The following is a 24,648-nucleotide window of genomic DNA, read 5'->3' on the forward strand; positions in this document are numbered from 1 at the left end:
CATTTCGTGTGAGGTGATCCTGTCTATCGGGATGTCAGCTTTCTTTTTTACGACGCGGGCGGGATTTGCGCTTACCGCCCGACTTCTTGCCTTTTTTCGGTTCGTCACCGGCGCCGGTTTTTTGTGCCGGACGTGCCTTGGCCTTTGAGCCTTTGGCAGTACCGGGGCGAGCTGGCTTTTGCACCCAGTCGCCCGACAGTTCAAAGTCGATTTTACGGTCATCGAGATCAACCCGCATAACCTTGACCTGTAACCGGTCACCCAGGCCATAGCTGACTCGCGTGCGCTCCCCGACCAGGCAATGCGCCACTTCGTTGAACTGGTAATAATCGCTGGCCAGCGAACTGATGTGCACCAGACCATCAACGTAGACTTCATCTAGCTGAACAAAAAGCCCGAAGTTAGTCACAGACGACACCGTACCCATGAACTCGTCGCCAACGTGGTCTTTCATGTATTCGCACTTGAGCCAGGCCACCACATCCCAGGTCGCTTCGTCGGCACGGCGCTCTGTCAGTGAGCAATGCTCACCCAGCTCAACCATGGCCTGCAGATCGTAGGGATAGATGTCTTTCTGGTTCAGCTTGGGTGCACTGCGCACCCGACGCACCAGCGACGTGCGCTTGCCGGAACGGATAACGCTGCGGATCGCCCGGTGGGTGAGCAAATCCGGGTAGCGGCGAATCGGTGAGGTAAAATGGGTGTAGGCATCAAACGCCAGACCAAAGTGGCCCAGATTGTCAGGCTGATACTTGGCCTGATTCATCGACCGCAACAGCATCGTCTGAATCAGCTGGAAATCTTCCCGGCCTTTGAGTTGGTTCAACAGCGTCTGGTAATCCTTAGCATGCGGTTTATCGCCGCCTTTAAGATCCAGCCCCAGTTGACCCAGGTATTTGCGCAGGTTTTCCAGACGCTCGGGCGATGGCGTATCGTGCACCCGGTACAGCGCCGGAATCTCGAGTTCCTGCATAAAGTTCGCCGTACAGACGTTGGCGATCAGCATGCACTCTTCGATCAGGCGATGCGCATCGTTACGCTCGCTGGGCACAATGCGTTCTATCTTGCGATCGGCATCGAACACGATTTTGGTTTCGACGGTTTCAAAATCGATGGCGCCACGCTTGCGCCGCTGAAAGCGGAAAATCTTGTACAGCTCGCGCAGCGTGGTCAGGTTTTTAAGCACCGCCTCACCGTATTCCTGCTGCATGGTTTCCCGCGCCTCAGCGGCGGTTTCGGGTTCCAGCAACGGCGCTACCTTGTTATAGGTCAGGCGGGCGTGAGAATTGATCAGGCCTTCCATGAAGCGGTAACTGTCAATATTACCGGTGGCCGAGACGTTGATTTCACAGACCAGCGTCAGACGATCGAGGTTCGGATTCAGTGAACACAGACCGTTTGACAATATTTCCGGCAACATCGGGATCACGCGCTCGGGAAAATACACCGAGGTCGATCGTTTGCGGCCCTCAACGTCCAGCGGCGAGTTGACCGCCACGTAGCTGGAAACATCGGCAATGGCAACGTACAAACGCCAGCCACCGCCCTTTACCGACTCGGCAAGTACCGCGTCGTCAAAATCGCGCGCGGTTTCATCGTCGATGGTGACAAACGCTTTGTCGCGCAGATCAACCCGGTTTTCCTTATCGGCTTCGGCAACCTGATCGCTCATACCGTCGATCTGGTGTTCGACCTCGGACGGCCATTCATGCGGAATGTCATAGGTGCGTAGGGCGATGTCGATTTCCATGCCCGGTGCCATGTGCTCACCCAAAACCTGGGTAACACGACCGACCGGCTGGCGCCGGAACTGCGGCTGCTCGAGCACATCGACCACCACGATTTCGCCGGGCTGAGCGTCGCCCTCATTGCCTGCTGGAATCAATACATCGATGCTGACACGACGGTTTTCCGGTTCAACCCGGCCAATGCCACCGTCGTTGAAATACCGGCCCACTACTTCGTGGGTATTGTGCTCGAGCACTTCCGTGATAATGGCTTCAACGCGCCCGCGATGGTCGGTACCGCCCTTGCGGACCAATACCACGTCGCCATCAAAGCAGCAGCGCATCTGGCGGTGGTTCAACACGTAGTCTTTGCCGCCCTGATCGTGAATCAGGAAGCCAAAGCCATCGGGGTGGCCCTGCACCCGGCCTTTAACCAGATCCATCTTGTCGATCAGGCCAAAGGCGCCTTTGCGCGAGCACAGCAACTGGCCGTCGCGGACCATGGCAATCAGACGGCGACGCAGTGCTTCAATATCGCGTTCGTCGTCGGCAAGGCCCAGCTCATCGCACAGTTCGGGGTGTGTTGCGGGGCCCTGGCGGTTTTCCAGGTGCTCCAGAATAAATTCCCGACTGGGAATGGGGTTTTCGTATTTCTCAGCTTCCCGTTCAAGATTCGGGTCAGCAGGTTTCCGTCGGCTGATAGGTCGTAATCCTTGTTGATTAAAATTTGATCAATAGTGCGTCCATGTCAACCTCCAGTTTGGTAACCGCCTCGGCGGCCAATGGGTATCGGCTGACTAACGCGCGCACAGTATAACGCATTGTTTGGGTTCTGAATAAGGTTGTCTGCAGACGGCTGTAACAGCATGGCTACGGCCAAAACGGAGAGGCTGGCTTAGGTTCGGTGGTTGTCGTACGCGGCGGCTAACGGTGGTGCCTACGCGGGGTCGGCGTAAACCCATCCATGGGGCCTAGACCGCAGGATATGAATCCCCTCCCTGGGATTCACCCTTCGGGCTCGCTTCGCTCATGCTAAAACGCTCCAGGCGTTTTAGTCCATGCTGCGGACTACCCCGCGTAGGCACCACCGTCACCCACCGCTGGCATTATGCAAATGCCGGAACTCGGGTCACTGAATATCGAACGAGTGGCGCAATACGATGGTTTCAATTCGGTCCGGACCGGTTGAGACGATATCGATTGGCGCGCCAATGGCTTTTTCCAGGTAGGCGATGTAATCGCGTGCGCCCTGTGGCAACTGGCTCAGTTCACTCGCACCAACAGTGGATTCATCCCAGCCCGGCAGCTCTTCGTAGACCGGTGTTACCCGGGCGAAGGCTTCTGCTGATTCCGGCCACTCAACCTCGTTGCCCGCTTCATCGCGATAGCCCACGCATACCTTGACCGTTTTCAGGCCGTCGAGAACATCCAGCTTGGTCAGGCAGATGGCATTGATGCTGTTGATGCGAATGCTGTGCTTGACCAGCACGGCATCGAACCAGCCGCAGCGACGCGGGCGGCCCGTGGTGGTTCCGAACTCATTGCCTTTCTTGGCCAGGTACTTGCCGTCGTCGTCGAACAGCTCCGTCGGGAACGGGCCGGCACCTACGCGGGTGGTGTAGGCCTTGGTGATGCCCATAATCTGGTCCAGGTACAGCGGTCCAACACCCGAGCCTGTCGCAACACCGCCAGCGGTGGTGTTTGAGGACGTCACATAGGGGTAGGTGCCGTGGTCGATGTCCAGCAGTGAGCCCTGGGCTCCTTCGAACATGATGTCGCCGCCCTGCTCGCGAATGCTGTGAATCAGGCCGACCGAGTTGACCGTGATGTCGCGAATGCTTTGCGCCTGCTCGGTCACTTCAGCCAGGGTTTTGTCGACGTCTATGGCGTCTACGCCATAGTAATTAACCAGCACAAAGTTATGGTAATCCATCAACTCGCGGACTTTATCGGCGAAACCGGGCTGAAAGACATCACCCAGACGCACACCACGACGGCTAACTTTGTCTTCATAGGCCGGGCCAATACCGCGCCCGGTGGTCCCGATCTTCGCTTCACCACGACGGTTTTCACGCGCCTGGTCGAGGGCGATGTGTACCGGCAAAATCAATGGGCAACCGTGGCTAACGCGCAGTCGCTCGCGCACTGGAACGCCACGCTCTTCAAGCATGGCCATTTCCTTCAGCAGCGCCTCAATCGACAACACGACTCCATTGCCAATGATGCAGTTGACGCCCTGGCGTAAAATGCCTGAAGGAATCAGATGCAATGCGGTTTTGACACCGTCGATAACCAAGGTATGGCCGGCATTGTGCCCGCCCTGAAAGCGCACCACAGCCGACGCTTTTTCCGTCAGCAGGTCGACGATCTTACCTTTGCCCTCGTCACCCCACTGGGTGCCGAGTACGACAACATTCTTACCCATTGTATTTTGCCTGTAGTTGATAAAATGGTTGGTTAATTCGCTGACTGTCCGAAACAGCCAGGCCAAGCAGCGCTGAGCCGCTTCAGGTCAGCGGCTTTATCTGCCAGTCGCCCTGCTCCAGCACAAGCTCCCGGTCGCAGCCCAGTTCTTCGGGCGCCGTCTGCTCTGTAAACACTTGAATAACCCGCTCGCCAGCTGCCCGCAATTGGCTGATTCTCTCAATAAGCAGCGGATCGGACACCGCTGGTGCCCGTATACCCGCTGCTTCATGCCATTGGCCGCGCGTTTGACTGGCCAGAATTTTCAAATCACTGGAGAAGCCTGTCGCCGGTCTCGCCCGGCCAAATACTTTGCCGGTTGAGTCGTACCGACCGCCCTTGGCAACAGCCTGTCCAAAACCCGGCACAAACGCCGAAAACACCAAACCGGTGTGGTAATTGAAGTCGCGCAATTCAGCCAGGTCGAGATGGATCGGCTGATCCGCAAAGCGCGCCTTCAATGCCTCGGCGATCCGGGTCAGGGTATCCAGTGCCGTTAGCACACCTTCGGGTGCGCCGTCAAACCGCTCTGGCCAGCTTGCCAGTTGATCCATGGAGCCCGCGCATTGAGGCAACAACGCAAACCAGCGCTTGAAATCATCGGTCAACGGGGCCGTTGTCAGCCAGCGATTCAGCTCCGGCAGCGAACGGTGGCGCAATAGTCGGAACAGTTGAGCCGCCTCATCGCCTTCCAGGCCCGACGCTTCTATCAGGGCCTGATAAACACCAATGTGGCCCAGATCCAGCGTTACGTTCACCAATCCGGCCCGGGCCAGCGAAGTCAGCATCAACGAAACGATCTCGATATCGCTGTCGATTCCGGAATAGCCATACAGTTCGGCACCCACCTGAATGGGGCTGCGTGACGACAACAGGTGCGTGGCTTTGGTGTGCAGCACATTGCTTGAGTAACAATAGCGGGCCACACCTTTGCGTGGCAGGCTGTGCGCGTCCATCCGCGCAACCTGCTGAGTATTGTCGGCGCTCAGACCCATCAGGCGACCGCTGGTTTGGTCGGTGATCTTGTAGGTCAGCAAGTCCAGGTCATGGCCAACACCGGTCAGCAGGGATTCCAGGTATTCGGCGCTCGGCGGAATCACCAGGTCGTAACCCCAGGTACGGTATTCATCAAGAAGAAGTCGGCGCAAGGCCTCAATTCGTGCGGCTTCCGGCGGCAGGACTTCTTCGATACCGTCGGGCAACAGCCAGCGTTCTGCTATGGTCATGCCGAAACACGTTCCCGTTCATTCAATCAGGATTTTACCGGACGTTGTGGTCTCATCGCGGCTTTCAGGCCGCCATTTGCCAACACCAGGCACAAAAAAACCGGGCACAGAGCCCGGTTGATGGATTCTACACTTGCAATGGCCGGTCCCCAACCCTTTTTTAACTATTTCTCAAAGGGCGGGGCATTCAGGCCTGGCTACTCTTCGCTTGGGGACAGCACGCCCGTTTTCGATTGCAAGTAGCGGAAAAAGTCATTGTCCGGTTCCAGCAACAGTATGTCGCCGTTTCCGCCAAAGCTTTGTTCGTAAGCGCCGAGGCTGCGATAGAAGCTGTAGAACTCACCATCCTGAGAATAAGCGTCTGAATAGACCCGTGAAGCTTCGGCGTCTCCTTCACCACGAATCTGTTCCGATTCACGAAACGCATTGGCCCGTATCACGGTTTCTTGCCGGTCGGCAGAAGCTCTGATTTCTTCGGCTTCCCGCTCACCGTTAGACCGGAACAACTGAGCTTCCTGCTGACGGTCCGAACGCATCCGGCTAAATACGTCAGCCGACACTTCCTGTGGCAAGTCAATTGCCTTCACCCGGATATCAATAACCCTGATGCCCAGACCACTGCGAGCAAAACTGTCCACATCGGCGGTCACTTCTCGCAACAGCCGATCCCGTTCACCCTCGTCTTCGATCTCGGTTCCTGTTGACAGTGGCTCGTCTTCGCTACGCCCTGAAACCACTTCACGCAATGTACGACGACCGAAGGCGTCACGCAGTGCCGAATTAACCCGGTTACCCAGAATGGTGTTAGCACGGAAGAAATCGCCCCCGCTGGTAGCTGTGTAAAACTCACGCACATCATCTATCTGCCATTGAACATAGGCGTCTACTTCAAGACCTTTCTGTTCGCTGGTGATGAATCGCTCAGATTCACTGTCGAGTGTAATGAGACGGGCTTCAAATTTGCGCACGTTCTCAATGAACGGCACCTTGAACTGCAGGCCTGGTTCAACATCGGCTGCAACCACTTCACCAAATCGCAGTTTAATAGCACGCTGTTTTTCGCTCACGACATAAACGCTTTGCAAGCCAATAAAGACAACCAGAGCGAGCACGGCGAGCAGGATTGTATTACGAGTACTCATAGTTCAGCCTCCTCAGTTTGCTCGCCGGCGGTCAATTTCACGCAAAATCTGATCAGTCAGACTTCGCACTTCACTGCTCGACAAGTTATTCACATTGGATCCGGATCCGGTCGGGCTCAGAACCTGGCCGGATGGCGTCTGTCCGCCCGAAGCGTTGTTACGCAACTGATCCAGTGGCAGATACATCATGTTGTTACCACCTTCGACATCCACCAACACCTTATTGGTATTTGCATAGATGCGTGAAATGGATTCAAGGTAGAGACGTTCGCGCGTCACTTCCGGTGATTCACTGTAGGCACCCAGGATGTCGGTAAAACGGTCCGCTTCACCTGTTGCGTTAGCAACCACTTGCTCACGATAGGCCTGAGCTTCTTCCAACTGACGACGCGCCTGACCCTGAGCTACCGGTAAAATCTGGTTGGCATAGGCCTGGGCTTCGTTGATCAGCCGTTGCTGGTCCTCTCGGGCGGTGATCACATCATCGAACGCGGCTTGCACTTGGTTCGGAGGCGAGGTGTCGTTGATGTTCAACTGCGCCAGTTCAATACCCACGTCATAGAGGTTCAGGTAGTTCTGCAAACGCTGACGCACCGACACCTGAATCTGGTCTCGACCGACGGTCAGTGCCTGCTCCAGTGTGGCGGAGCCAATGACATGGCGCAGAGCTGATTCGGCGGCGTTCGCCAGGCTGGTTTCCGGCTGCTGCACATTCAGCGCGAACTTTTCAGCATCCGCAGCACGGTATTCTACCGACATGGTCACAGATACAATGTTCTCGTCTCCGGTGAGCATACTTTCCTGCAAGCGGAGGCTTCGAACTTCGGTAACGTTTACTTTCTGATCAATCTGATCGATGAACGGTACCTTGAAATGCAAACCTGGCAACTGAACGCTGCTGAATTCGCCCAGACGGAGAACAACCGCCCGCTCGGATTCATCGACTGTATAAATCGAGTCATAGGCGGCGTAAGCCACAAACACCACCAGTAAAATACCGAAAATGGCCCCAATGCTGGCACCGGAACCACCAGTGCCACCGGATCCACCGCCGCCTTTCTTTTTGCCGCCGCCGAGCCACTTATTCAGTTTCTCATTGACCTGCTTGAAAATTTCATCCAGATCTGGCGGGCCATCGTTGCCTTTACGGCGCCGGTTCCCCCAGGGATCCTGATCGTTATTGTTGTTGCCATTTGGTGGTTCATTCCACGCCATGGTCATCTCCGTTTTCAAATGATAAAGGGTTGGGTTGATGATCGTCGGCCGATAGCCGATAACCGTCACAACTCAAAAAATTCCCGGGGTTCGCTAACACCGAACCGCTCTGCATCGAGGCCGTTTTTCTTCAGCAACTGTTTTAGGTCTTTCTTCTGGATTCGTATATCCAGGACCGACAGCCCCTGTGCATCATAATCCTCAGACAGTACCGCATTGTACTGATAGAGTGCAGCCCTTAAAGCCGATTCGTTCGGTTTCAGGCTGATTTTACGTGCAATAATCTCATCACCAAGGCACTCAGCAATGGCCTGTTGAATCAATGCCAGTCCCTGACCCGACTGTGCGGACACCCAGACCCGCACCGGTCGGCCCTGGTCATCCCGTTCAATGGCCGGGGCAAAATCGTCCAACAGGTCAATCTTATTGAAGATTTCCAGTCGGGGCAGGTCCATCGAGCCAATTTCTTCCAGTACCAGCTCAACCTGCTCCATATTCTCTATACGGTCTTCATCAGCACAATCGACCACATGTAACAGCAAATCGGCATCGGCGGTCTCCTGCAAGGTCGCTTTAAACGCCTGTACCAACTTATGCGGCAAATGCCGGATAAAACCCACGGTGTCGGCTAATACAACATCGCCCATATCGGGAATGCTCAGTCGACGCAACGTGGGGTCAAGGGTGGCAAATAGCTGGTCGGCCGCGTACACCTCGGCCTGCGTCAGGGCGTTAAACAGCGTTGACTTGCCGGCGTTGGTGTAACCCACCAGCGAGATGGTCGGCGTATCCGACCGGGTTCTCGCGCGTCGACCCTGGTCACGCTGCTTCTCTACCTTTTCGAGCCGACGATGAATGGTACTGATGCGCACTTGAAGCAACCGCCGGTCGGTTTCCAGCTGGGTTTCACCGGGGCCTCGCAACCCAATCCCGCCCTTCTGACGTTCCAGGTGGGTCCAGCCACGCACCAGCCGGGTACTCTGGTACTGCAACTGAGCCAGCTCGACCTGAAGCTTGCCTTCATGGGTGCGCGCGCGCTGAGCAAAGATATCAAGAATGAGCCCGGTTCTGTCCAGCACCCGGCACTCGACCGCGCGCTCGACATTACGCTCCTGAGAAGGCGACAAAGTATGGTTGAACAACACCACCTCAGCCCCGGTAGCCTCAACCGCCGCCTTGATTTCTTCCAGCTTGCCCGACCCGACAAAGTACTTCGGGTGCGGCGCCGATCGGGACCCGCCAAGCGTAGCCACGGGCGTGGCGCCGGCAGAGGTCACCAGCTCTTCGAATTCCCGGGGGTCTTCCCGGTTGGCAGATTCGGGAAAATCGACGTGGACCAATACCGCTCGGTCCCCGCCTTCGACACGTTCAAAAAACAATCAGACTCTCCGATACCCGGACATTGACCGGGCTAACCTGCATGACGGCGTCATCACTCGATGGTGACTTCTTCGCTTTCATGAGGAATTTTAACATTACGTGCTGGTACCACAGTGGAAATGGCGTGTTTGTAGACCATCTGGCTCACGGTGTTTTTCAGCAGGATGACAAACTGGTCAAAGCTCTCAATCTGCCCTTGCAGCTTGATGCCATTCACCAGAAAGATTGAAACTGGAATACGTTCTTTCCGCAGCGCATTGAGGAAAGGGTCTTGTAACGAATGCCCCTTTGACATGTCGAACTCCTTTTAACGAAGGATTATAGTAATCGTTTATGGGCATTCCGACAGTGCCGAACGTCACTGGACATTCAAGCACCCGGCTTGCCGTGGATGGATTGCTCCAGCGTCACCATTGACACCATAGCCTGACTGGCATGTTTCGCACACCCGGCCTAAACCGGATGGTCTGAACCCTTACTGGTCAGGCTTGCGTGCCCCGGGTCGACAAAAAGTCTGGGTTGTCACGATCGGGCCGGCAAACGCCCGCCAGATCACTCCACAATCCGCAAGATATTGTGGAATTGTAGGCGAATTTCAAGCTGATGTGGATGCAATTCGTCTACTAAAGTCCCGATTTACGCAAGATTTGCCACGCCTGGTCAATAATGCGGCGATCCCCGTCGGCACCGACCGGGTCCAACACCGCCAGCTCCGGCCATTTGCGCAGCCAGGTCAGTTGCCGTTTTGCCAGCTGACGAGTGGCCGCTACCCCGGTGTCGATCAGCGTTGAATGGTCGATCTGGCCTTCCAGGTACTGCCACATTTGCCGGTAACCTACGGCCCGGATACTGGGCAAGTCCGGATGCAGGTCTCCTCTCGCCATCAGCGCGCGTACTTCCTGCTCAAAACCCTGATCCAGCATCTGACGGAACCGCAACGCTATGCGCTCATGCAAAACGGTTCGATCAGAGGGAATGACGGCCAGTTGTAGCAGGCGCCAGGGAAACGCATCGGCGGCCTGGTCGGCCAGACGACCCTTGCCGTCGTTCACGGATTCAGCCCAGAACGCTGAGATAGGCCGGCCACTCACCCGGTAGACTTCCAGAGCGCGCACGACTCGCTGTGGATTTTGGCGGTCTATGCCCGCGAACGCCCTGGGGTCAACCCGCTCCAACTCGTGAAGCAAGGGTGCCAGGCCTTCATTGTCCAATTGCGCCAACAACGCCTTGCGCACCACTTCGTCGGCCGGTGGCATATCAGCCATTGGCTCAACCAATGCTTTAAAGTAGAGCATGGTTCCGCCCGTCAGCAAGGGAATCCGGCCCCGTTGCTGAATATCGTTCATGACGCCCAGGGCATCGGTTCGAAACCGGGCAGCGCTGTAACTGTCGGCCGGGTCGCAGATATCGATCAGATGGTGAGGTGCCCGCTTCAGAGTGGCCGCATCCGGCTTGGCGGTGCCAATATCCATTCCGCGAAACACCTGGGCTGAGTCCACACTGATGATCTCGTACTGCCCGGAGTCCACCAGCGACAGTGCCAGATTGGTTTTGCCTGCCGCTGTTGGCCCCATCAGGAACACAGCGGCTGGTTTGTCCGTGGGTACCTGTGGACTCACCTATCGCCCCCTTAGAAACAGTTTGTCGAGGTCATCAAGCGATAGCTGGGTCCAGGTGGGGCGGCCATGGTTGCATTGGCCGCTTCGTTCAGTGCGCTCCATGTCCCGCAATAAAGCATTCATTTCGGGAATGGTCAGCTTACGATTGGCGCGTACCGAACCATGGCAAGCCATGCTGGACAATATCTCGTCGCGCCGGGCTACAATGGCATCCGAGGTCTCATGCTCCATAAAATCGGCCAGAACCGACCTCACCAGTGGTTCAACATCGGCCTGCTGGAGATACACGGGTGTCTGGCGAACAATCAGAGTATCCGGCCCCAGCCGCTCGATCACCATGCCGAACTGCACCAGCAAATGCCCAAATTCCTCGGCAACATTCGCTTCGCGCTCACTGACCGAGAGTTTCTGGGGCACCAGAACCGGTTGGGCCTGCAGGCCTTGCTGATCGTATTGACGCTTCATCCGCTCGTAGGTGATGCGTTCATGGGCGGCGTGCATGTCCACCACAACCAGCCCGTGCTGACTTTGCGACAGAATAAAAATACCGTGCAACTGAGCCACGGCGAATCCCAGCGGGGGCATGTCGCCATCGGCATCCGGCAATGGCTGAGCCGGCCGATCCCAGGCGCCCGGCGCCGGGTGTTCAGGCGATGACCCGGCAGGAGCGGGATACAACGCCTGATAAAACCCGATCTGATCCGCAACAGACGCAGGCTGTGTGGCACCGGCGGAATGATCATAGCCACCCCCGTGCACCGGCGGCGACATATCCATACGCTGCTGCCCGGCAAACTCTCCTGCCATTGTACCCGTGGCCTGGGGACGCAGCCCCTGCGGAGACGATGACTGTGCCCGGGAAGGATCATTGTCTGCATCGGGCCGAACTTGCGCCAGTGCCCGGTGCAACTGCCTGAACAGGAAGTCATGCACCAGGCGCTGGTCGCGAAAGCGGACTTCGTGTTTGGTGGGGTGAACATTAACGTCAACGCCGCCCGGATCGAGTTGCAAATACAATACAAAGCAAGGCTGGCGGCCGTGGTAGAGCACGTCCCGATAGGCTTGCTTCACCGCATGCGAGATCACTTTGTCGCGCACCACCCGACCATTAACGAAGAAATATTGCATGTCCGCCATCGACCGGGAAAACGTTGGCAATCCCACCCAGCCAGTTAAGTGCAAACCCGCCGCTTCAGCGTCTATCACCAGCGCATTGTTCATGAAGTCCGGGCTGAGCAACTGAGCCACCCGACGCTCCTGCTCGGCCTGAGTGGTCGCCGGGCGCAGTGAGTGAATCGTCCGGTTGTTGTGGCGCAAACTGAAACCAACATCAAATCGTGCCAGTGCCTGTCGCTTTACGACCTCTTCCAGGTGGTTGTACTCGGTTTTCTCAGTGCGCATGAACTTGCGCCGAGCCGGCGTGTTAAAAAACAGATCGCGGACCTCAACGGTGGTTCCGTCGGTATGGGCGGCCGGTAGAATTTCAGTGTTCATGTCCTGGCCGTGGGTATTTACCTGCCAGGCCTCAGACTGCTCGGCCGGCTTCGAGGTCAGCATCAGGCGCGACACTGAGGCAATACTCGCCAGTGCTTCACCGCGAAAACCGAGCGAGGCTACCGCTTCCAGTTCATCCAGATTATGAATCTTCGAGGTAGCGTGGCGATTCAACGCCATCGCCAGATCCTCCCGGACAATACCCGAGCCGTTGTCGCGGATGCGCATCAGCTTGACGCCACCCTGCTCGACTTCGACATCGATGCGGTTTGCCTTTGCATCCAGACTGTTCTCGACCAGTTCCTTCACCACCGAAGCGGGCCGTTCAACCACCTCACCCGCCGCTATCTGGTTCGCCAGCCGGGGAGAGAGCGTTAGTATTCGACGCATACCAGAACCTTTACTGTCTCTAATTTGGGTGTTCGCCACCACTGAGCGCCAGGGAGTCTCCCTAACCCTGGGGGATCAGAATCACCTGACCGATACGAATGGCCGAGCCGTTCAACTGATTCACTTCGCGCAACCGGCTGACCGAGGTGTTGTTGCGCGAGGCAATACCCGACAACGTATCACCACTGACCACAACATAGCGCCGCAAGGTACCCGCCTCACGCTTCTGCCAGGCGACCCAGGTACCCGGTGGCGGATTACTTTCGAACCAATGAGTCACGCCTTGTCGAATGGCGGTTGCCAGTTGCCTGCGATAACCCGCCGAACCGAGATTCGCCTCTTCCGTCGGGTTGGAAATAAACCCGGTCTCGACCAGTACCGAGGGCACATCCGGCGATTTCAAAACCGCGAAACCCGCCTGCTCGACACTGGCTTTGTGCATGCGCGCCACTTGTTTCATCTGGCCTAGAATGTTGTTGCCCACATCGAGACTTGATCTCAGCGTCGCCGTCATCGACAGGTCAACCAGCACGGAGCGCAGCACCTCATCCTTATCTTCCAGGCTAATGCCGTTCACACCGCCGATAACATCCGCCGCATTTTCCTGGTTTGCCAGATACCCCGCCATAGCCGAGGTCGCGCCACTTGAAGACAAGGCAAACACCGACGCCCCCGACGCCCGGGGGTTGGTAAAGGCATCCGCATGGATGGAGATAAACAGGTCAGCCCGCTTTTCACGCGCCAGTTCCCGCCGACGTTGCAGTGACAGATAGTAGTCGCCGGTTCTCATCAGCACGGGCTCATAGCCGCGCAGGTCGTCCATTTGGTTATAGAGTTCACGGGCAATGGCCAGTACGACGTCTTTTTCACGCGTCCCCCTTGGGCCAATCGCCCCCGGGTCTTCACCACCGTGTCCGGCATCGATGGCAATAACGATGTTACGTTGCTGGTTTGACAGATCATCAGCGCTGCGACTGACTTGTCGTTCGCTGGGCTCCATGGAAAGACCAGGCGGCCGTTCCAGATCGAGCACGAGACGATGGCCATATTGTTCATTGGGGCGCAGAACAAAGCTGCGCGGGTTCAATTGAGTCGACAAATCGAGCACCACACGCAGCTCTCCGCCCTCGCGTTGAGCACTGCGAATGCGTGAGACGCCGCTATTGTCCAGCGCCAGGCTGGCCAGGTTAATACCCAGCGACACATCACTGATGTCTACCACTACCCGACTCGGGTTCGACAACACAAACACCCTGTGTTCAACCGGTCCACTCAGGTCAAATACCAGGCGGGTGTTGTCTGGCGCCGGCCAAATACGGGCGTCCTCTATTTCAGTGGCGCTGACACCACCGGGAATAACGACCATACCCATCAGGAAACCCAAGGGCATCGCCAGGCTCATAAACCACTGTTTCATTTACTGTCCCATTACCAATTGCATCGTGCCAAACACCAGGCTCGTACCCGAAACAAGGAGATTCCATTGAAATCAATAACATCCAAATCATTGATTTTTAAAAATAATAATTTTGTAAAACGTTCGCGCGAGTGTTTTAAAAACAGATAGAAACGGGCTCTATTTCTCCCAGCTAGTCAGCCTTTTCGGCAGTTGCTGCTGCAATAAGTCAACCATGCGTTTTCCCGCAGAAGTGGCGCTTTCGAACCTGAGCAGACGACCGTCACTGCCATCAAGAGCCCCGGCATCGCTGAAATGTACCACGACATCGGCTGCTGGTAACACGCCCGCGCCCCGTTCCGGCCACTCTATGAGCCACAGGGCGTTGGGCAGCAGATAATCGCGCAGCCCCATAAACTCCAGCTCTTCGGCATCGGCCAGTCGGTACAGGTCGAAATGAACCACGGTAATGTCGTTGCACTCATAGGGTTCAAGCAGCGTGTAAGTCGGGCTCTTGACCTTACCCGACCAGCCGCAGGCTTGAATCACAGACCGGCTCAGGGTGGTTTTGCCCATGCCCAGAGTACCGTCGAGATAGACAATACCCCCGCCATTGGCACGCAACGCCGATGCCAGACACTGCCCGACAGACGCCATCTCAACTTCACTGACAGTGATCGACAACACGATGTTCTGTTTCTCCGTTCGTGGTTTACCGGCAATATTCGGTTAGGGTTTGACTCGCCTGGCAGCAGGCTGGCTCCCCTCACGCATTCTGGCTGTGTGCCTTACATACCGAACATCACGGATGGATCACTTGCCCGGACATTTCGCGCACAAACGCGCAAAGTGTAACATCAACGTGCCACGGGTGCGGAACCCATGGGTTGTCTAACCCGGTTTATGGCCGCACACTTTACACCCTGCTTCCAAACTGGCTATCGCTTCATGCCCGCTGACACCCAAATCGTTCCAAGTCTGGATCTGATTCACCTGACAGAACGGATCAAATCCGAAGCGACATCGCTCGGCTTTCAATCAGCCCACATCGGCTCCGGGAATACCGAGGCGCATCAGGCGCGCTATGAGGCCTGGCTGGATGCAGGCTATAACGGCAGCATGAGCTGGATGGCTCGAAACCTGGACAAACGATTCGACGCCAGCAAATTGCATTCAGGCACCCTTAGGTCCATTTCAGTACGCATGGACTACCGGCCCGAGGGCGACATGCAAGCCGCACTGGACGACCCCAATCGAGCCTACATCTCCCGCTATGCACTCGGCCGCGACTATCACAAGCTGATGCGCAAACGCCTGACTCAACTGGGTAAATCGATAGAGTCCTGGGTTGGAGAGCACGGCTACAGAGCCTTTGTTGACAGCGCACCGGTTCTCGAACGACAGCTCGCTCAGCAAAGTGGTATGGGCTGGCTTGGCAAAAATACCCTGCTGCTCAACCAGCAGGCCGGCAGCTATTTTTTTCTGGGCGAACTGTTTACCAACTTGCCTTTGCCGCTGGACACACCGTTCGAAACACAGCACTGCGGCAGCTGTAATCGCTGCCTGACCGATTGCCCGACCGATGCTTTCGTGGAGGCCGGCGTGCTGGACGCGCGCAAGTGCATCAGTTACCTGACCATAGAACACAGTGGCCCGATTCCGGTCGAATTGCGCAGCAAAATGGGCAACCGCATTTATGGCTGTGACGATTGCCAGATCGTCTGCCCGTTCAACAGCTTCAGTGAACCCACCCGTGAAGCCGACTTTCAGCCTCGTCATTCACTGGATAACATCAGTTTACTGACTCTGTTCAACTGGGACGAAACCACCTTCCTGAGCAACACCGAAGGGTCCGCCATTCGACGCATAGGCTTTGAACAATGGCAGCGCAATCTGGCCGTGGCCCTGGGTAACGCGCCCACCAGCGCTGCCATTATTGCGGCTTTGCAGCGTCGACTCCCCGAGGCAAGCCCGTTGGTTCAGGAACATATTCAGTGGGCTTTGTCGCAACATAATCACTTGCCGGCCGTTTGAGATATCCCAGGTTCAGCGATACGATACCCCAACCTCAATTAAAGGCTGTTCATGTGTCTGTCGAATACCCCTCCGATGCTGTAAAGCGACTCGCCCAATGCGCCTGTTAAGACGCCTGGTGCGTTTGCTCGGCCTGGTGGGTGCTTTGATTCTGGGCATTTTTCTGATTTTGGGTCACGACCTCGGCCGACGCCTTGGCTGGCTCGACCGGCACAGCAAACACCTGCTGGCACAATGGTGGTATTCCCGGCTATTGCGGGTTATGAGGGTGGAAGTCAGTCTGTTACAGGCACCGGACCAGGCGCGCGGGCTGATCGCGGCCAATCACATCAGTTGGCTGGACATTCCGGTTCTGGGCAGCGTTCTACCCACCTACTTTCTGGCCAAGATCGAAGTGGGGCAGATTCCCGTCATCGGCTGGCTTGCTCGCCGGGGCGGCACCCTATTCATTCACCGGGGCAAGAGTCAGCACGCCGAAGTTCTTACCTTGATGCAAGCATTGATGAGACAGGGCGGCGGAGACCGGTACCTGACCTTTTTCCCGGAAGCCACCACGGGTCCGGGAGATCGGTTACGCCCATTCCACCCCCGCCTGTTTGCAGCCGCTATTGAGACGGCTTTACCCGTGGTTCCGGTTGCGATCCGCTACAGCAGCGACGACCCGAACCATCCCATCATCCCTTATGGCGAGGAATCCATGGCCTCAAATATTATGCGGGTATTGGGCGAAAAACAGATAACCGTTGAGGTAAGCGCACTGCCAGCACTGGCCAGTGAAGCCTGCTCCCGCAGGCAATTAGCGGACCAGGCGAGACTGGCCATTGCGCTATCACTCAGGATTCCCGCAACGCCCTTACCCGGCGCTCGATCAAATCGCTCCGCTGCGGCGCCAGAACCATGAAGTCACGACGCAGGTCGCTGAGCTGGCTTTCGGGCACGGTCACTTCAATCTGGACTCCGGTCGAATATTCGACCTGCTCTGGCATCAGTTGATAGCGTTCCAATAGTCGGCGAAGCTCACTTTCCAACGCAAAGGGGCAAGTAAACGCCCAGGGATGCATCGTCTCAACCGGTACCCATTCCGCCTGCTCCAACGCTAATGAAATGACGCCTCCGTAAGCCCTGACCAGGCCACCTGCACCCAGTTTGACGCCTCCAAAATAGCGCACCACCACAGCCAACACATTGACCAGGTGCTTGTGACTGATCACATTGAAGATGGGCTTGCCAGCGGTACCCGAGGGCTCACCATCGTCACTCATGCCGCTGTTGCCACTCACGTAAAACGCAAAACACAGATGGCGTGCGTCGGCATACTGTTTGCGCAATTCAGCCAACCGGGTCTGCACGGCTTGCGGGTCAGCGACCGGCTCTACCCAGGCCAGAAAGCGACTTTTCTTTACCTCGAGTTCCGCATAGACGGGCGCCTTGAGAGTACAACTCAACCGAACCACCAGCTGCGGTCGTTGCTGACCAGATCGAATATTTTGCGGTGACCAAAAGACCCCGGGTGCAGGCGATCACCCTGGTTCAGTTCACGACGGTATTGAACGTCGTCCTGTAGCGATGTAAACAGGTCGACATAGGGTATCCTGGCCCGGGTGCACAGTTCACGATAGCCGCCATTGATGCGTTTTATCCGGCCATTCTGCGCCGGATCGTAAACCGCAGGGGGTCCAATCAGCAGTGGTTTATAGTGACCATGAACCTCTTTCAGCAACGTCGCCAGATTGTGCCAGGATGTCTTGGCTGGCAGCGGTTCCTCGCCACGCACACCAACGGCGTCCATAAGCCCAAACGCCAGAATCAGGCGGTTATCAGCTCCGAGGGGCATCCGCGGCTCGAGCTCACCCAGGCGTTGAAGCACGGCCTCAGAATTCTGACCAACGATGCCCAGATTGTAATAGTTCAAGGGACCGTGATCGGCACGCACGCTGTCGACCAGTTGCCCGGCCCAGCCGCGGTTCTGGGTATCGCCCTCGCCACTGGCAATACCGTCGCCAAGTACACAAATATTAAGGTCTGTCAGCAATACGGTGCTCATACCATCTCTACTGCGGTGAATCATTCATGCAGTATATCGGCAAACAGCGGTGTCTTCTCCAGTCACTTGCATCACTTTACCCACTTGATGCAGCAGCAATTGCCGCATTCACCTTTTCGACGCTGGTCTGGCTGGTTATAGTGAAGCCTGTTTCCGGCCACCCTAACAAGAGTGCGTGATGACCCTAAAAACGCTATCCCTGCTGACCCTGACCGTTGCCATAGGCTCGGTGCAGGCTGAAAACCTGAGACCCGCCAACTGGGTGTTGCTGCCAGCCATTGGCTCAAGCCCCGAGACCGGTTTTCAATACGGCGCCTATGTGATGCGTCAGTTCAGACAAACCAGCCTGAACCAGCCGCAGGACCGTCTCGAACTGTTGCTGCAAGGCACCGCCAAAGGCCAGTTTCAGGCCTATATCTGGCCGGATTTTTATGTGGCCGGTGGTGACTGGAACCTATACGGTACTCTGGGCGGCAAATACTGGCCAACCCCCTACTACGAGCAAGGCAACGACTCCGGTTTCGATGACGACGAGGAAATCTACGACCTTACGACTGTTGAAACCGAGTTCGGCGCGGCCTACCGGGTTTCGCCCACCCTGCGCCTGGGCGGCCTGGTGTTTGCCGACAATGAGACGATAGAAGACGATGCGGGCAACCCTCTGCTCAGCGGTGGTCAGCGCGGCTATGAAGGCGGTTTTTACAGCGGTCTCGGCTTAACGGCACGGTGGGATACGCGGAACGACAGAGACTGGCCAACGGCTGGCAGTCAGGTCAGTATTACCGGTCGTCAGTATGTCGAATTTCTGGGCAGCGACAGCAATTTCGGCACCATCGAGACCGATACCAGCTACTACTTTGCCGTGGGTGACGATGTCATCGCACTCGGTGCCAATTACGATTATGGGTGTGAAACCACACCCTTTAGCCGCCTTCCCAGGCCGGAAGGTGCACGCACTTTGCGCGGTGCGGACGGCAACCTCTGGGTCGACCATCATTTACTGGGCCTGCAATCGGAATACCGCATGACGCTTACTCAGCGCTGGGCAGTCACTGGTTTTCTGGACACGGCTCAGGTGGCCAGTGAGTTGAGCGATTTCGGTGTCGACCGGTTCCATACCAGCGTCGGCGGCGGCATTCGTTATTCGACCCTGGCCGATTCACGCTTTAATATCCGCGCAGACTTCGGTCTGGTCGATATGGAAAGCTTTGGTTTTGCGATCAGTGTCGGTGAAGCGTTTTAATGACTCAGCGTCGTACCGACCGGTTTCACATTCCACCCCCGGGCCCCGACAAGGGTCGGCTGGCTGAAGAGTCTCCGCCAGAGCCACTGGCTCCGTGGCGACTGGCGCTGAATGATGTCATTTTTGGGGCAGAGTCCAAGCCCGGAAAGCTGTTCGATGTGGTATTGATCATCGCCATCCTCCTCAGTGTGGCGGCGGTCATGCTCGAGACTGTCAGTTCAGTGGCAACCCGCTACCGACCCCAACTGATCGGCATTGAATGGTTCTTCACGCTCGCGTTTACACTGGAGTACGGGTTGCGGCTGGTCAGCGTTCGCCATCCGCTGAAATACGCGACCAGCTTTTATGGCATTGTCGATTTGTTGTCGATTATCCCCACTTATCTGAGCCTGGTGATACCCGGAATCAACTCCCTGCTGGTGATTCGAATATTACGCATTCTGCGTATTTTCCGGGTACTAAAACTGATTCGCTACGTCAGCGAAGCTGAAGTCCTGATGCAGGCACTGCGAACTGGCAAACGAAAGATCCTGGTGTTCCTGTACAGTGTCATCACCATGGTGGTGGTCTTTGGGGCCATCATGTATCTGGTAGAAGGCCCCCAGGCCGGGTTCACATCGGTTCCCAAAAGCATCTACTGGGCCATCGTGACGTTAACCACCGTTGGCTATGGCGATATTTCACCGGTTACTCCGTTCGGCCAACTGATTGCCTCGGCGGTCATGATCACAGGTTACGCCATCATTGCGGTGCCCACGGGTATTTATACCGCTGAACTGGCCACGCAATTACGCGTCCAAAGAGACAACCGCGGCTGCCCCGGGTGCGGCAAAACCGGACACGAAGCCGATGCGGAGTTTTGTCGGTTTTGCGGGGAGGAGATGGTGGACAAGGAGGAGAGTTGACGGCAGTGGATATTCTTGCCTCCTGTTGAATCGGCTTAATTGCCAATCGTTCGCGACCGGCACCGGGTACTCCAGGGGAGGTCGCTGCAAGTACTTCAATGTAAGCTCGGCGGTCCGCATCCATGCGGACCGACGCCCTCCCCTGAAGCACCCGGTACCGATCGCTTTCTAACGTGGTTACCTGTTCTTAGTTACCGTTCTCACTCCACTTTCTCGTATGGAAGTCCCACGTAGTTTTCTGCAATAACAGCCAGCCCCGCTTCCGACCCGGTAAAGTAATCCAATTCAGCCAACTGCATCTTTTGATTAAAGCTGTTTTCGTCGAACTTGTGCATCATCGACGTCATCCACCAGGAGAATCGTTCGGCTTTCCAGATGCGGCGCAACGCGATGTCCGAGTATTTGTCGAGCAGTTCCGGCTTGCCATCGTGATAGGCTGCGATCATGGCGTGATAGAGCGTATACACATCGCTGGCTGCCAGATTCAGGCCTTTGGCTCCGGTAGGCGGCACAATGTGGGCGGCATCGCCAACCAGGAACATGCGGCCAAACTTCATCGGTTCGGCGACAAAACTGCGCAATGGCGCAATGCTTTTCTCGATCGACGGCCCCGTGACCAGGCGGGCGGCCACGTCTTCTGGCAGGCGGCGCTTCAACTCTTCCCAGAAACGATCATCGGACCAGTCTTCCACTTTTTCGTCCAGTTCAACCTGAATGTAATAGCGGCTGCGGGTACTGGAGCGCATGGAGCACAGGGCAAACCCGCGTTCGTGATTGGCGTAAATCAGTTCTTCATCGACCGGCGGGGTGTCGGACAACACGCCCAGCCAGCCGAACGGATAGATGCGTTCGTGCGTTTTCAGCACGTCTTTCGGCGCGGTTTTGCGGGACACACCATGATACCCATCGCAACCGGCAATGTAGTCACACTCAAGGGTTACTGTTTCACCGTTTTTGGTGAACGTCACCGTCGGGGTGTCGGTATCTATGCCGTGCAGCGTAACGTCTTCGGCTTCGTATACAGACTGAGCACCGGCTTCTTTGCGAGCGTCCATCAGGTCTTTGGTCACTTCGGTCTGGCCGTACACCATCACGGTTTTGCCACCGGAGTACTTTTTCAGGTCAACCCGGGCCAGACGATTGTCGAACGACATATGAAAGCCTTCGTGCACCTGCCCTTCGCGGTCCATCCGTTCGTCGACACCGGCTTCACGCAGCAGGTCGACCATGCCCTGCTCCAGAACGCCTGCGCGAATGCGGCCCAGTACATAGTCTTCGCTGCGTTGTTCGATGATGACGTTGTCGATGCCCTTACGGTGCAATAACTGGCCAAGCAGCAAGCCCGAGGGGCCCGCACCAATAATCGCGACTTGAGTCTTCATGTTCAGTACTCCTGTTTAGGCGACTGTCGGGGTTGGGATGCATGGGCTGCGAATGCGCCACGACAGCCCACTCTCTCACTTCAATCCCCGTAAAATCCGACAGACGTCTGGCCGATGTAGCAGTAACAGCCCGGTTTGTTATTGGCTGCGCTTTCTTATGCTGGTATTTTTAGTCGATATGGAGGGCAAAAGAAGGAACAAAATGGGCTTTTTCTTGTACTTTTGATGGATAGCTGGACAATTATCCATTCAATAACCGACTGGGTGCCACCATGGCCGAGCCAAAACCCATTCCCGTGTTCAAGCTCTATGGCGAACAGACCGCCTGGCTGACGCCGGATCTGCTGCATTGCGAGGCCATTGCCGATCGCAGCCGCCTGCACGACTGGGTGATTAAACCGCACCGTCATCGGGGGCTGTATCAATTGCTCTATCTGAATGCGGGCGAAGCCGTCTTGCAGCAGGATGCCCAACAATACCACCTCGACGCAGGCAGCCTGGTGATTGTGCCCGAGATGTCGATTCACGGCTTTGCTTTCGGTCCCGGGGCTGCGGGCTATGTCCTGACGCTGGCGCACCCGCTGGTACACCGGCTGGCGCAATCGCTGCCCGAGCTGCACGCCTTTTTCAGTGAATTTGTGCGCCACCGCATCTCGGTATCACAACGGCGCAGCGACATTGAGCGGTTGTTTGAAGTCATCAATCAGGAATACCAACGCGATGGCCTGGGCCGGCAAGTGTTGCTGGAATCCCTGCTCAGCAGCCTGTTCGTCTGGCTGCTGCGCCAGGTTCGGCCCCAGGACACGCACGATGCGCCCGCCGCCCAGGATCACTTTGGGCGCTTTACCGATCTGATCGAAGCGCAGTTCAGGGAGCCCCGGGGCGTGGCCGACTACGCCCGGGACATCGGCATCACCGCCAACCACCTGAATGCGATCTGCCGCCAGGCGGTCAACAAACCGGCGCTGGCGCTGATTCACGAACGCCAGATACTGGAAGCAAAGCGCCGCCTGGTCTACAGCGCCCTGACCATCAACCAGATCGCCGACGAACTCGGCTTCTCCGACCCGGCTTATTTTTCGAGGTTTTTTAAACGATTGACTGGGGTGTCACCGAAAGGGTTTCGGACTCAGGCAGGCACGTAGTGGCATGAGTTGGACATTCGCCGAATAATTTGCCAAATCAGTAATCTTTGCTTGGGTGCCAGACGGACCGCCGCGCACGCCTACTGAAGGCACGCCGTGAACCCATCCCTGGGGGCTCGAAGACAACATCCATGTTGTCTAACGGCCTTCAGTAGGCGCACCCGGCGGTCCTTGGATGATTCGTAGTTTATTGAACGCGAATGTCCAACTCATGCCACTACTCGTCCGGCAGAATCCGCGCCAGCCCCTGTGCCAGGGTCGCCCTGGATAGCTCGCCGGCATGGGTGTCCATCAAGGTGCCGCTGGCGTCGTAAAACAGGGTAGTGGGGAGGCCCCGGCTGCCGATCAGGGCGGGCATGGCGGCTCGCAAATCAAACAGGCTGTGGCGCAGATTCAGTCCCTGTTCGTTGAGAAACGCCAGCCCCCGGGCCGGACTCTCGGCCTGGTTAACGAAGATGAAGGTCACTTCCGGGTACTCTTCCTGGGCAGCCTCCAGCACCGGCATTTCACGCACACAAGGCCCGCACCAGCTCGCCCACAGATTCACCACACGTGGCCCGCCAGCGCCTACCACGGCCAGGTTTTGCGGCTGCCCCTGCAGATCCACCAGTTCCAGATCCGGCACGTCGGCGTTGGGGTAACCGACCATCTGTACCCCGCTCCAGATGCCCAGCCAGGCCACCACACCCGCACTCACCGCTATAGCCAGTGGCTTGCGCACATCGGCATGGCGCCAGTACCAGAACGCCGCCATCAGCACCGTGCCTGCCAGGCCAAACCAGGGATCAAAACCGCCATCGCGGATGTCGATCATGCCGAACCAGTCATCCCGGTAGAATTCAAAGTAAAGCGCGATGAACCCCACCCGTGCGAAGACGACGGTAACCAGAAAGATATCGCCCAGTTTCGACACGACTGAACTGCGGGTGCGTCGACCGACCAGGCTGCCAACGAGTATGGCGATGCCAAACGCCAGCATGAGCATGATGTAACCGATGGGCAGACTGAAGGGGCCGATAATGACTGAGGTCATGGAAAAACGAGTGTCCTGTTAGCCAGGGAGTGACAGGACACTCCCGCTTCAAAAATAGGGTCAGTATTCAGCGTTATGATAGACGTGTTGCACATCGTCCAGATAGTTCAACAAGTCGAGCATTTTCTCAAGCTGTTCAACATCGACGCCCTCAAGCGGCGTGGTCATCTGCGGAACAAACTGAACCTCTTCAATATCAAATTCAAGTCCTTCGAAGGCGGCGTTTAGCGCATTTCGAGTCTTGGCAAATTCAGTATGGGGGGCAAATACGGTGATTGTGCCCTCTTCCGCTTCGATATCAGTGACGTCGACATCGGCCTCAGCCAACGCTTCCAGCACGGCATCTTCGTCCGGTCCTGAAAAGCTGAAAATGGCACTGTGGTCAAACAGGTGACTTACCGCACCCGAGGCACCCAATTTGGCTTTCACTTTGTTGAAGCAGGTACGGACATCGCCGTAAGTCCGGTTAGGGTTGTCCGTCAGGCAGTCGACGATGATCATGGTATTGCCGGGGCCAAAGCCCTCATAGCGTGCTACGGCAAAGTCTTCCCCACCGCCACCGGCCGCCTTGGTAATGGCCTTGTCGATCACATGGGCTGGCACCTGCTCTTTCTTGGCACGCTCCAACAGGGAGGCCAGTGCCAGGTTGCCAGTTGGCTCTGTACCGCCAGCTTTGGCGCACATGTATATTTCGCGGCTGTAACGGCTGTAGACCTTGGCTTTCATGTCCGAAGTCTTGGCCATGGATTCTTTTTTGTTCTGGTAGGCTCTGCCCATGAGAAAAATACCGGGTTGTTAATCGATGGACGG

The 24,648-nt window shown here is 56.6% G+C and carries 21 protein-coding genes; 5 read left to right on the top strand and 16 right to left on the bottom strand.

Annotation, left to right across the window (positions count from 1 at the left end; genetic code table 11):
• Positions 1 to 34: 34 nt before the first annotated feature.
• The 11 genes from rnr to tsaE all read right to left on the bottom strand — a co-directional run bounded on the left by rnr (position 35) and on the right by tsaE (position 14,739).
• Entirely contained in the window at positions 35 to 2,428 is a 2,394-nt protein-coding gene (gene rnr / locus G565_RS0102215) for a ribonuclease R (RefSeq protein WP_028669512.1), read from the bottom strand.
• Positions 2,429 to 2,856: 428 nt separating this feature from the next.
• On the bottom strand, positions 2,857 to 4,152 hold the full coding sequence (locus tag G565_RS0102225) for an adenylosuccinate synthase (RefSeq protein ID WP_028669513.1): 1,296 nt from the start codon (positions 4,150 to 4,152) through the stop codon (positions 2,857 to 2,859).
• A gap of 82 nt (positions 4,153 to 4,234) precedes the next feature.
• The gene (locus G565_RS0102230) at positions 4,235 to 5,416 is read right to left on the bottom strand and encodes an ATP phosphoribosyltransferase regulatory subunit (protein ID WP_028669514.1); all 1,182 of its coding nucleotides are present in this window, start codon (positions 5,414 to 5,416) and stop codon (positions 4,235 to 4,237) included.
• 197 nt (positions 5,417 to 5,613) lie between these two features.
• Positions 5,614 to 6,558, bottom strand: a complete 945-nt coding sequence (hflC, locus tag G565_RS0102235) for a protease modulator HflC (protein WP_028669515.1) — start codon at positions 6,556 to 6,558, stop codon at positions 5,614 to 5,616.
• A gap of 12 nt (positions 6,559 to 6,570) precedes the next feature.
• Positions 6,571 to 7,773, bottom strand: a complete 1,203-nt coding sequence (gene hflK / locus G565_RS0102240) for an FtsH protease activity modulator HflK (protein ID WP_028669516.1) — start codon at positions 7,771 to 7,773, stop codon at positions 6,571 to 6,573.
• Between the two features lie 65 nt (positions 7,774 to 7,838).
• Positions 7,839 to 9,152: a ribosome rescue GTPase HflX gene (gene hflX, locus G565_RS0102245; RefSeq protein ID WP_028669517.1), complete on the bottom strand. Its 1,314-nt coding sequence runs from the start codon at positions 9,150 to 9,152 to the stop codon at positions 7,839 to 7,841.
• A 53-nt stretch (positions 9,153 to 9,205) separates the two neighbouring features.
• Entirely contained in the window at positions 9,206 to 9,448 is a 243-nt protein-coding gene (gene hfq, locus G565_RS0102250; RefSeq protein ID WP_028669518.1) for an RNA chaperone Hfq, read from the bottom strand.
• A 328-nt stretch (positions 9,449 to 9,776) separates the two neighbouring features.
• Complete coding sequence (gene miaA / locus G565_RS0102255) at positions 9,777 to 10,772, bottom strand: tRNA (adenosine(37)-N6)-dimethylallyltransferase MiaA (RefSeq protein WP_028669519.1); 996 nt, start codon at positions 10,770 to 10,772, stop codon at positions 9,777 to 9,779.
• Complete coding sequence (mutL, locus tag G565_RS0102260) at positions 10,773 to 12,656, bottom strand: DNA mismatch repair endonuclease MutL (RefSeq protein WP_028669520.1); 1,884 nt, start codon at positions 12,654 to 12,656, stop codon at positions 10,773 to 10,775. It abuts the gene before it with no gap.
• Between the two features lie 61 nt (positions 12,657 to 12,717).
• Positions 12,718 to 14,073: an N-acetylmuramoyl-L-alanine amidase gene (locus tag G565_RS0102265; protein WP_245584103.1), complete on the bottom strand. Its 1,356-nt coding sequence runs from the start codon at positions 14,071 to 14,073 to the stop codon at positions 12,718 to 12,720.
• A gap of 159 nt (positions 14,074 to 14,232) precedes the next feature.
• Positions 14,233 to 14,739: a tRNA (adenosine(37)-N6)-threonylcarbamoyltransferase complex ATPase subunit type 1 TsaE gene (gene tsaE / locus G565_RS0102270; protein WP_245584104.1), complete on the bottom strand. Its 507-nt coding sequence runs from the start codon at positions 14,737 to 14,739 to the stop codon at positions 14,233 to 14,235.
• Between the two features lie 261 nt (positions 14,740 to 15,000).
• On the opposite strand from tsaE, the gene queG reads away from it, so the two are divergent.
• Positions 15,001 to 16,086 (top strand): tRNA epoxyqueuosine(34) reductase QueG, encoded by a 1,086-nt coding sequence (gene queG, locus G565_RS0102275; protein WP_037337224.1) that lies wholly within the window; start codon positions 15,001 to 15,003, stop codon positions 16,084 to 16,086.
• Between the two features lie 97 nt (positions 16,087 to 16,183).
• Positions 16,184 to 16,987 (top strand): lysophospholipid acyltransferase family protein, encoded by an 804-nt coding sequence (locus tag G565_RS22595; RefSeq protein ID WP_051207163.1) that lies wholly within the window; start codon positions 16,184 to 16,186, stop codon positions 16,985 to 16,987.
• Here G565_RS22595 and G565_RS0102285 read toward each other — a convergent pair.
• Both G565_RS0102285 and G565_RS25705 read right to left on the bottom strand, forming a co-directional pair.
• On the bottom strand, positions 16,920 to 17,531 hold the full coding sequence (locus G565_RS0102285; protein WP_028669524.1) for an IMPACT family protein: 612 nt from the start codon (positions 17,529 to 17,531) through the stop codon (positions 16,920 to 16,922). The genes G565_RS22595 and G565_RS0102285 overlap by 68 nt on opposite strands.
• Positions 17,528 to 18,130, bottom strand: a complete 603-nt coding sequence (locus G565_RS25705) for a GDSL-type esterase/lipase family protein (protein ID WP_169579606.1) — start codon at positions 18,128 to 18,130, stop codon at positions 17,528 to 17,530. Before G565_RS25705 ends, G565_RS0102285 begins: the two co-directional genes overlap by 4 nt.
• Before the next feature lie 178 nt (positions 18,131 to 18,308).
• On the opposite strand from G565_RS25705, the gene G565_RS0102295 reads away from it, so the two are divergent.
• Positions 18,309 to 19,373, top strand: coding sequence for a BamA/TamA family outer membrane protein (locus G565_RS0102295; RefSeq protein ID WP_028669526.1), 1,065 nt, complete (start codon positions 18,309 to 18,311; stop codon positions 19,371 to 19,373).
• Positions 19,373 to 20,278 (top strand): ion transporter, encoded by a 906-nt coding sequence (locus G565_RS0102300; RefSeq protein ID WP_028669527.1) that lies wholly within the window; start codon positions 19,373 to 19,375, stop codon positions 20,276 to 20,278. Before G565_RS0102295 ends, G565_RS0102300 begins: the two co-directional genes overlap by 1 nt.
• Before the next feature lie 200 nt (positions 20,279 to 20,478).
• On the opposite strand, the gene pobA is transcribed toward G565_RS0102300, so the two are convergent.
• Positions 20,479 to 21,660, bottom strand: coding sequence for a 4-hydroxybenzoate 3-monooxygenase (pobA, locus tag G565_RS0102305; protein ID WP_028669528.1), 1,182 nt, complete (start codon positions 21,658 to 21,660; stop codon positions 20,479 to 20,481).
• A 272-nt stretch (positions 21,661 to 21,932) separates the two neighbouring features.
• Here pobA and G565_RS0102310 point away from each other — a divergent pair, with 272 nt between their 5' ends.
• On the top strand, positions 21,933 to 22,805 hold the full coding sequence (locus G565_RS0102310) for a helix-turn-helix domain-containing protein (protein WP_028669529.1): 873 nt from the start codon (positions 21,933 to 21,935) through the stop codon (positions 22,803 to 22,805).
• Positions 22,806 to 23,022: 217 nt separating this feature from the next.
• Here G565_RS0102310 and G565_RS0102315 read toward each other — a convergent pair whose 3' ends face one another.
• Positions 23,023 to 23,838, bottom strand: a complete 816-nt coding sequence (locus G565_RS0102315) for a TlpA disulfide reductase family protein (RefSeq protein ID WP_028669530.1) — start codon at positions 23,836 to 23,838, stop codon at positions 23,023 to 23,025.
• 60 nt (positions 23,839 to 23,898) lie between these two features.
• Positions 23,899 to 24,615, bottom strand: a complete 717-nt coding sequence (locus G565_RS0102320; RefSeq protein WP_028669531.1) for a YebC/PmpR family DNA-binding transcriptional regulator — start codon at positions 24,613 to 24,615, stop codon at positions 23,899 to 23,901.
• Positions 24,616 to 24,648: the final 33 nt, after the last annotated feature.

This window comes from Saccharospirillum impatiens DSM 12546 (assembly GCF_000423605.1).
Lineage (GTDB): Bacteria > Pseudomonadota > Gammaproteobacteria > Pseudomonadales > Natronospirillaceae > Saccharospirillum > Saccharospirillum impatiens.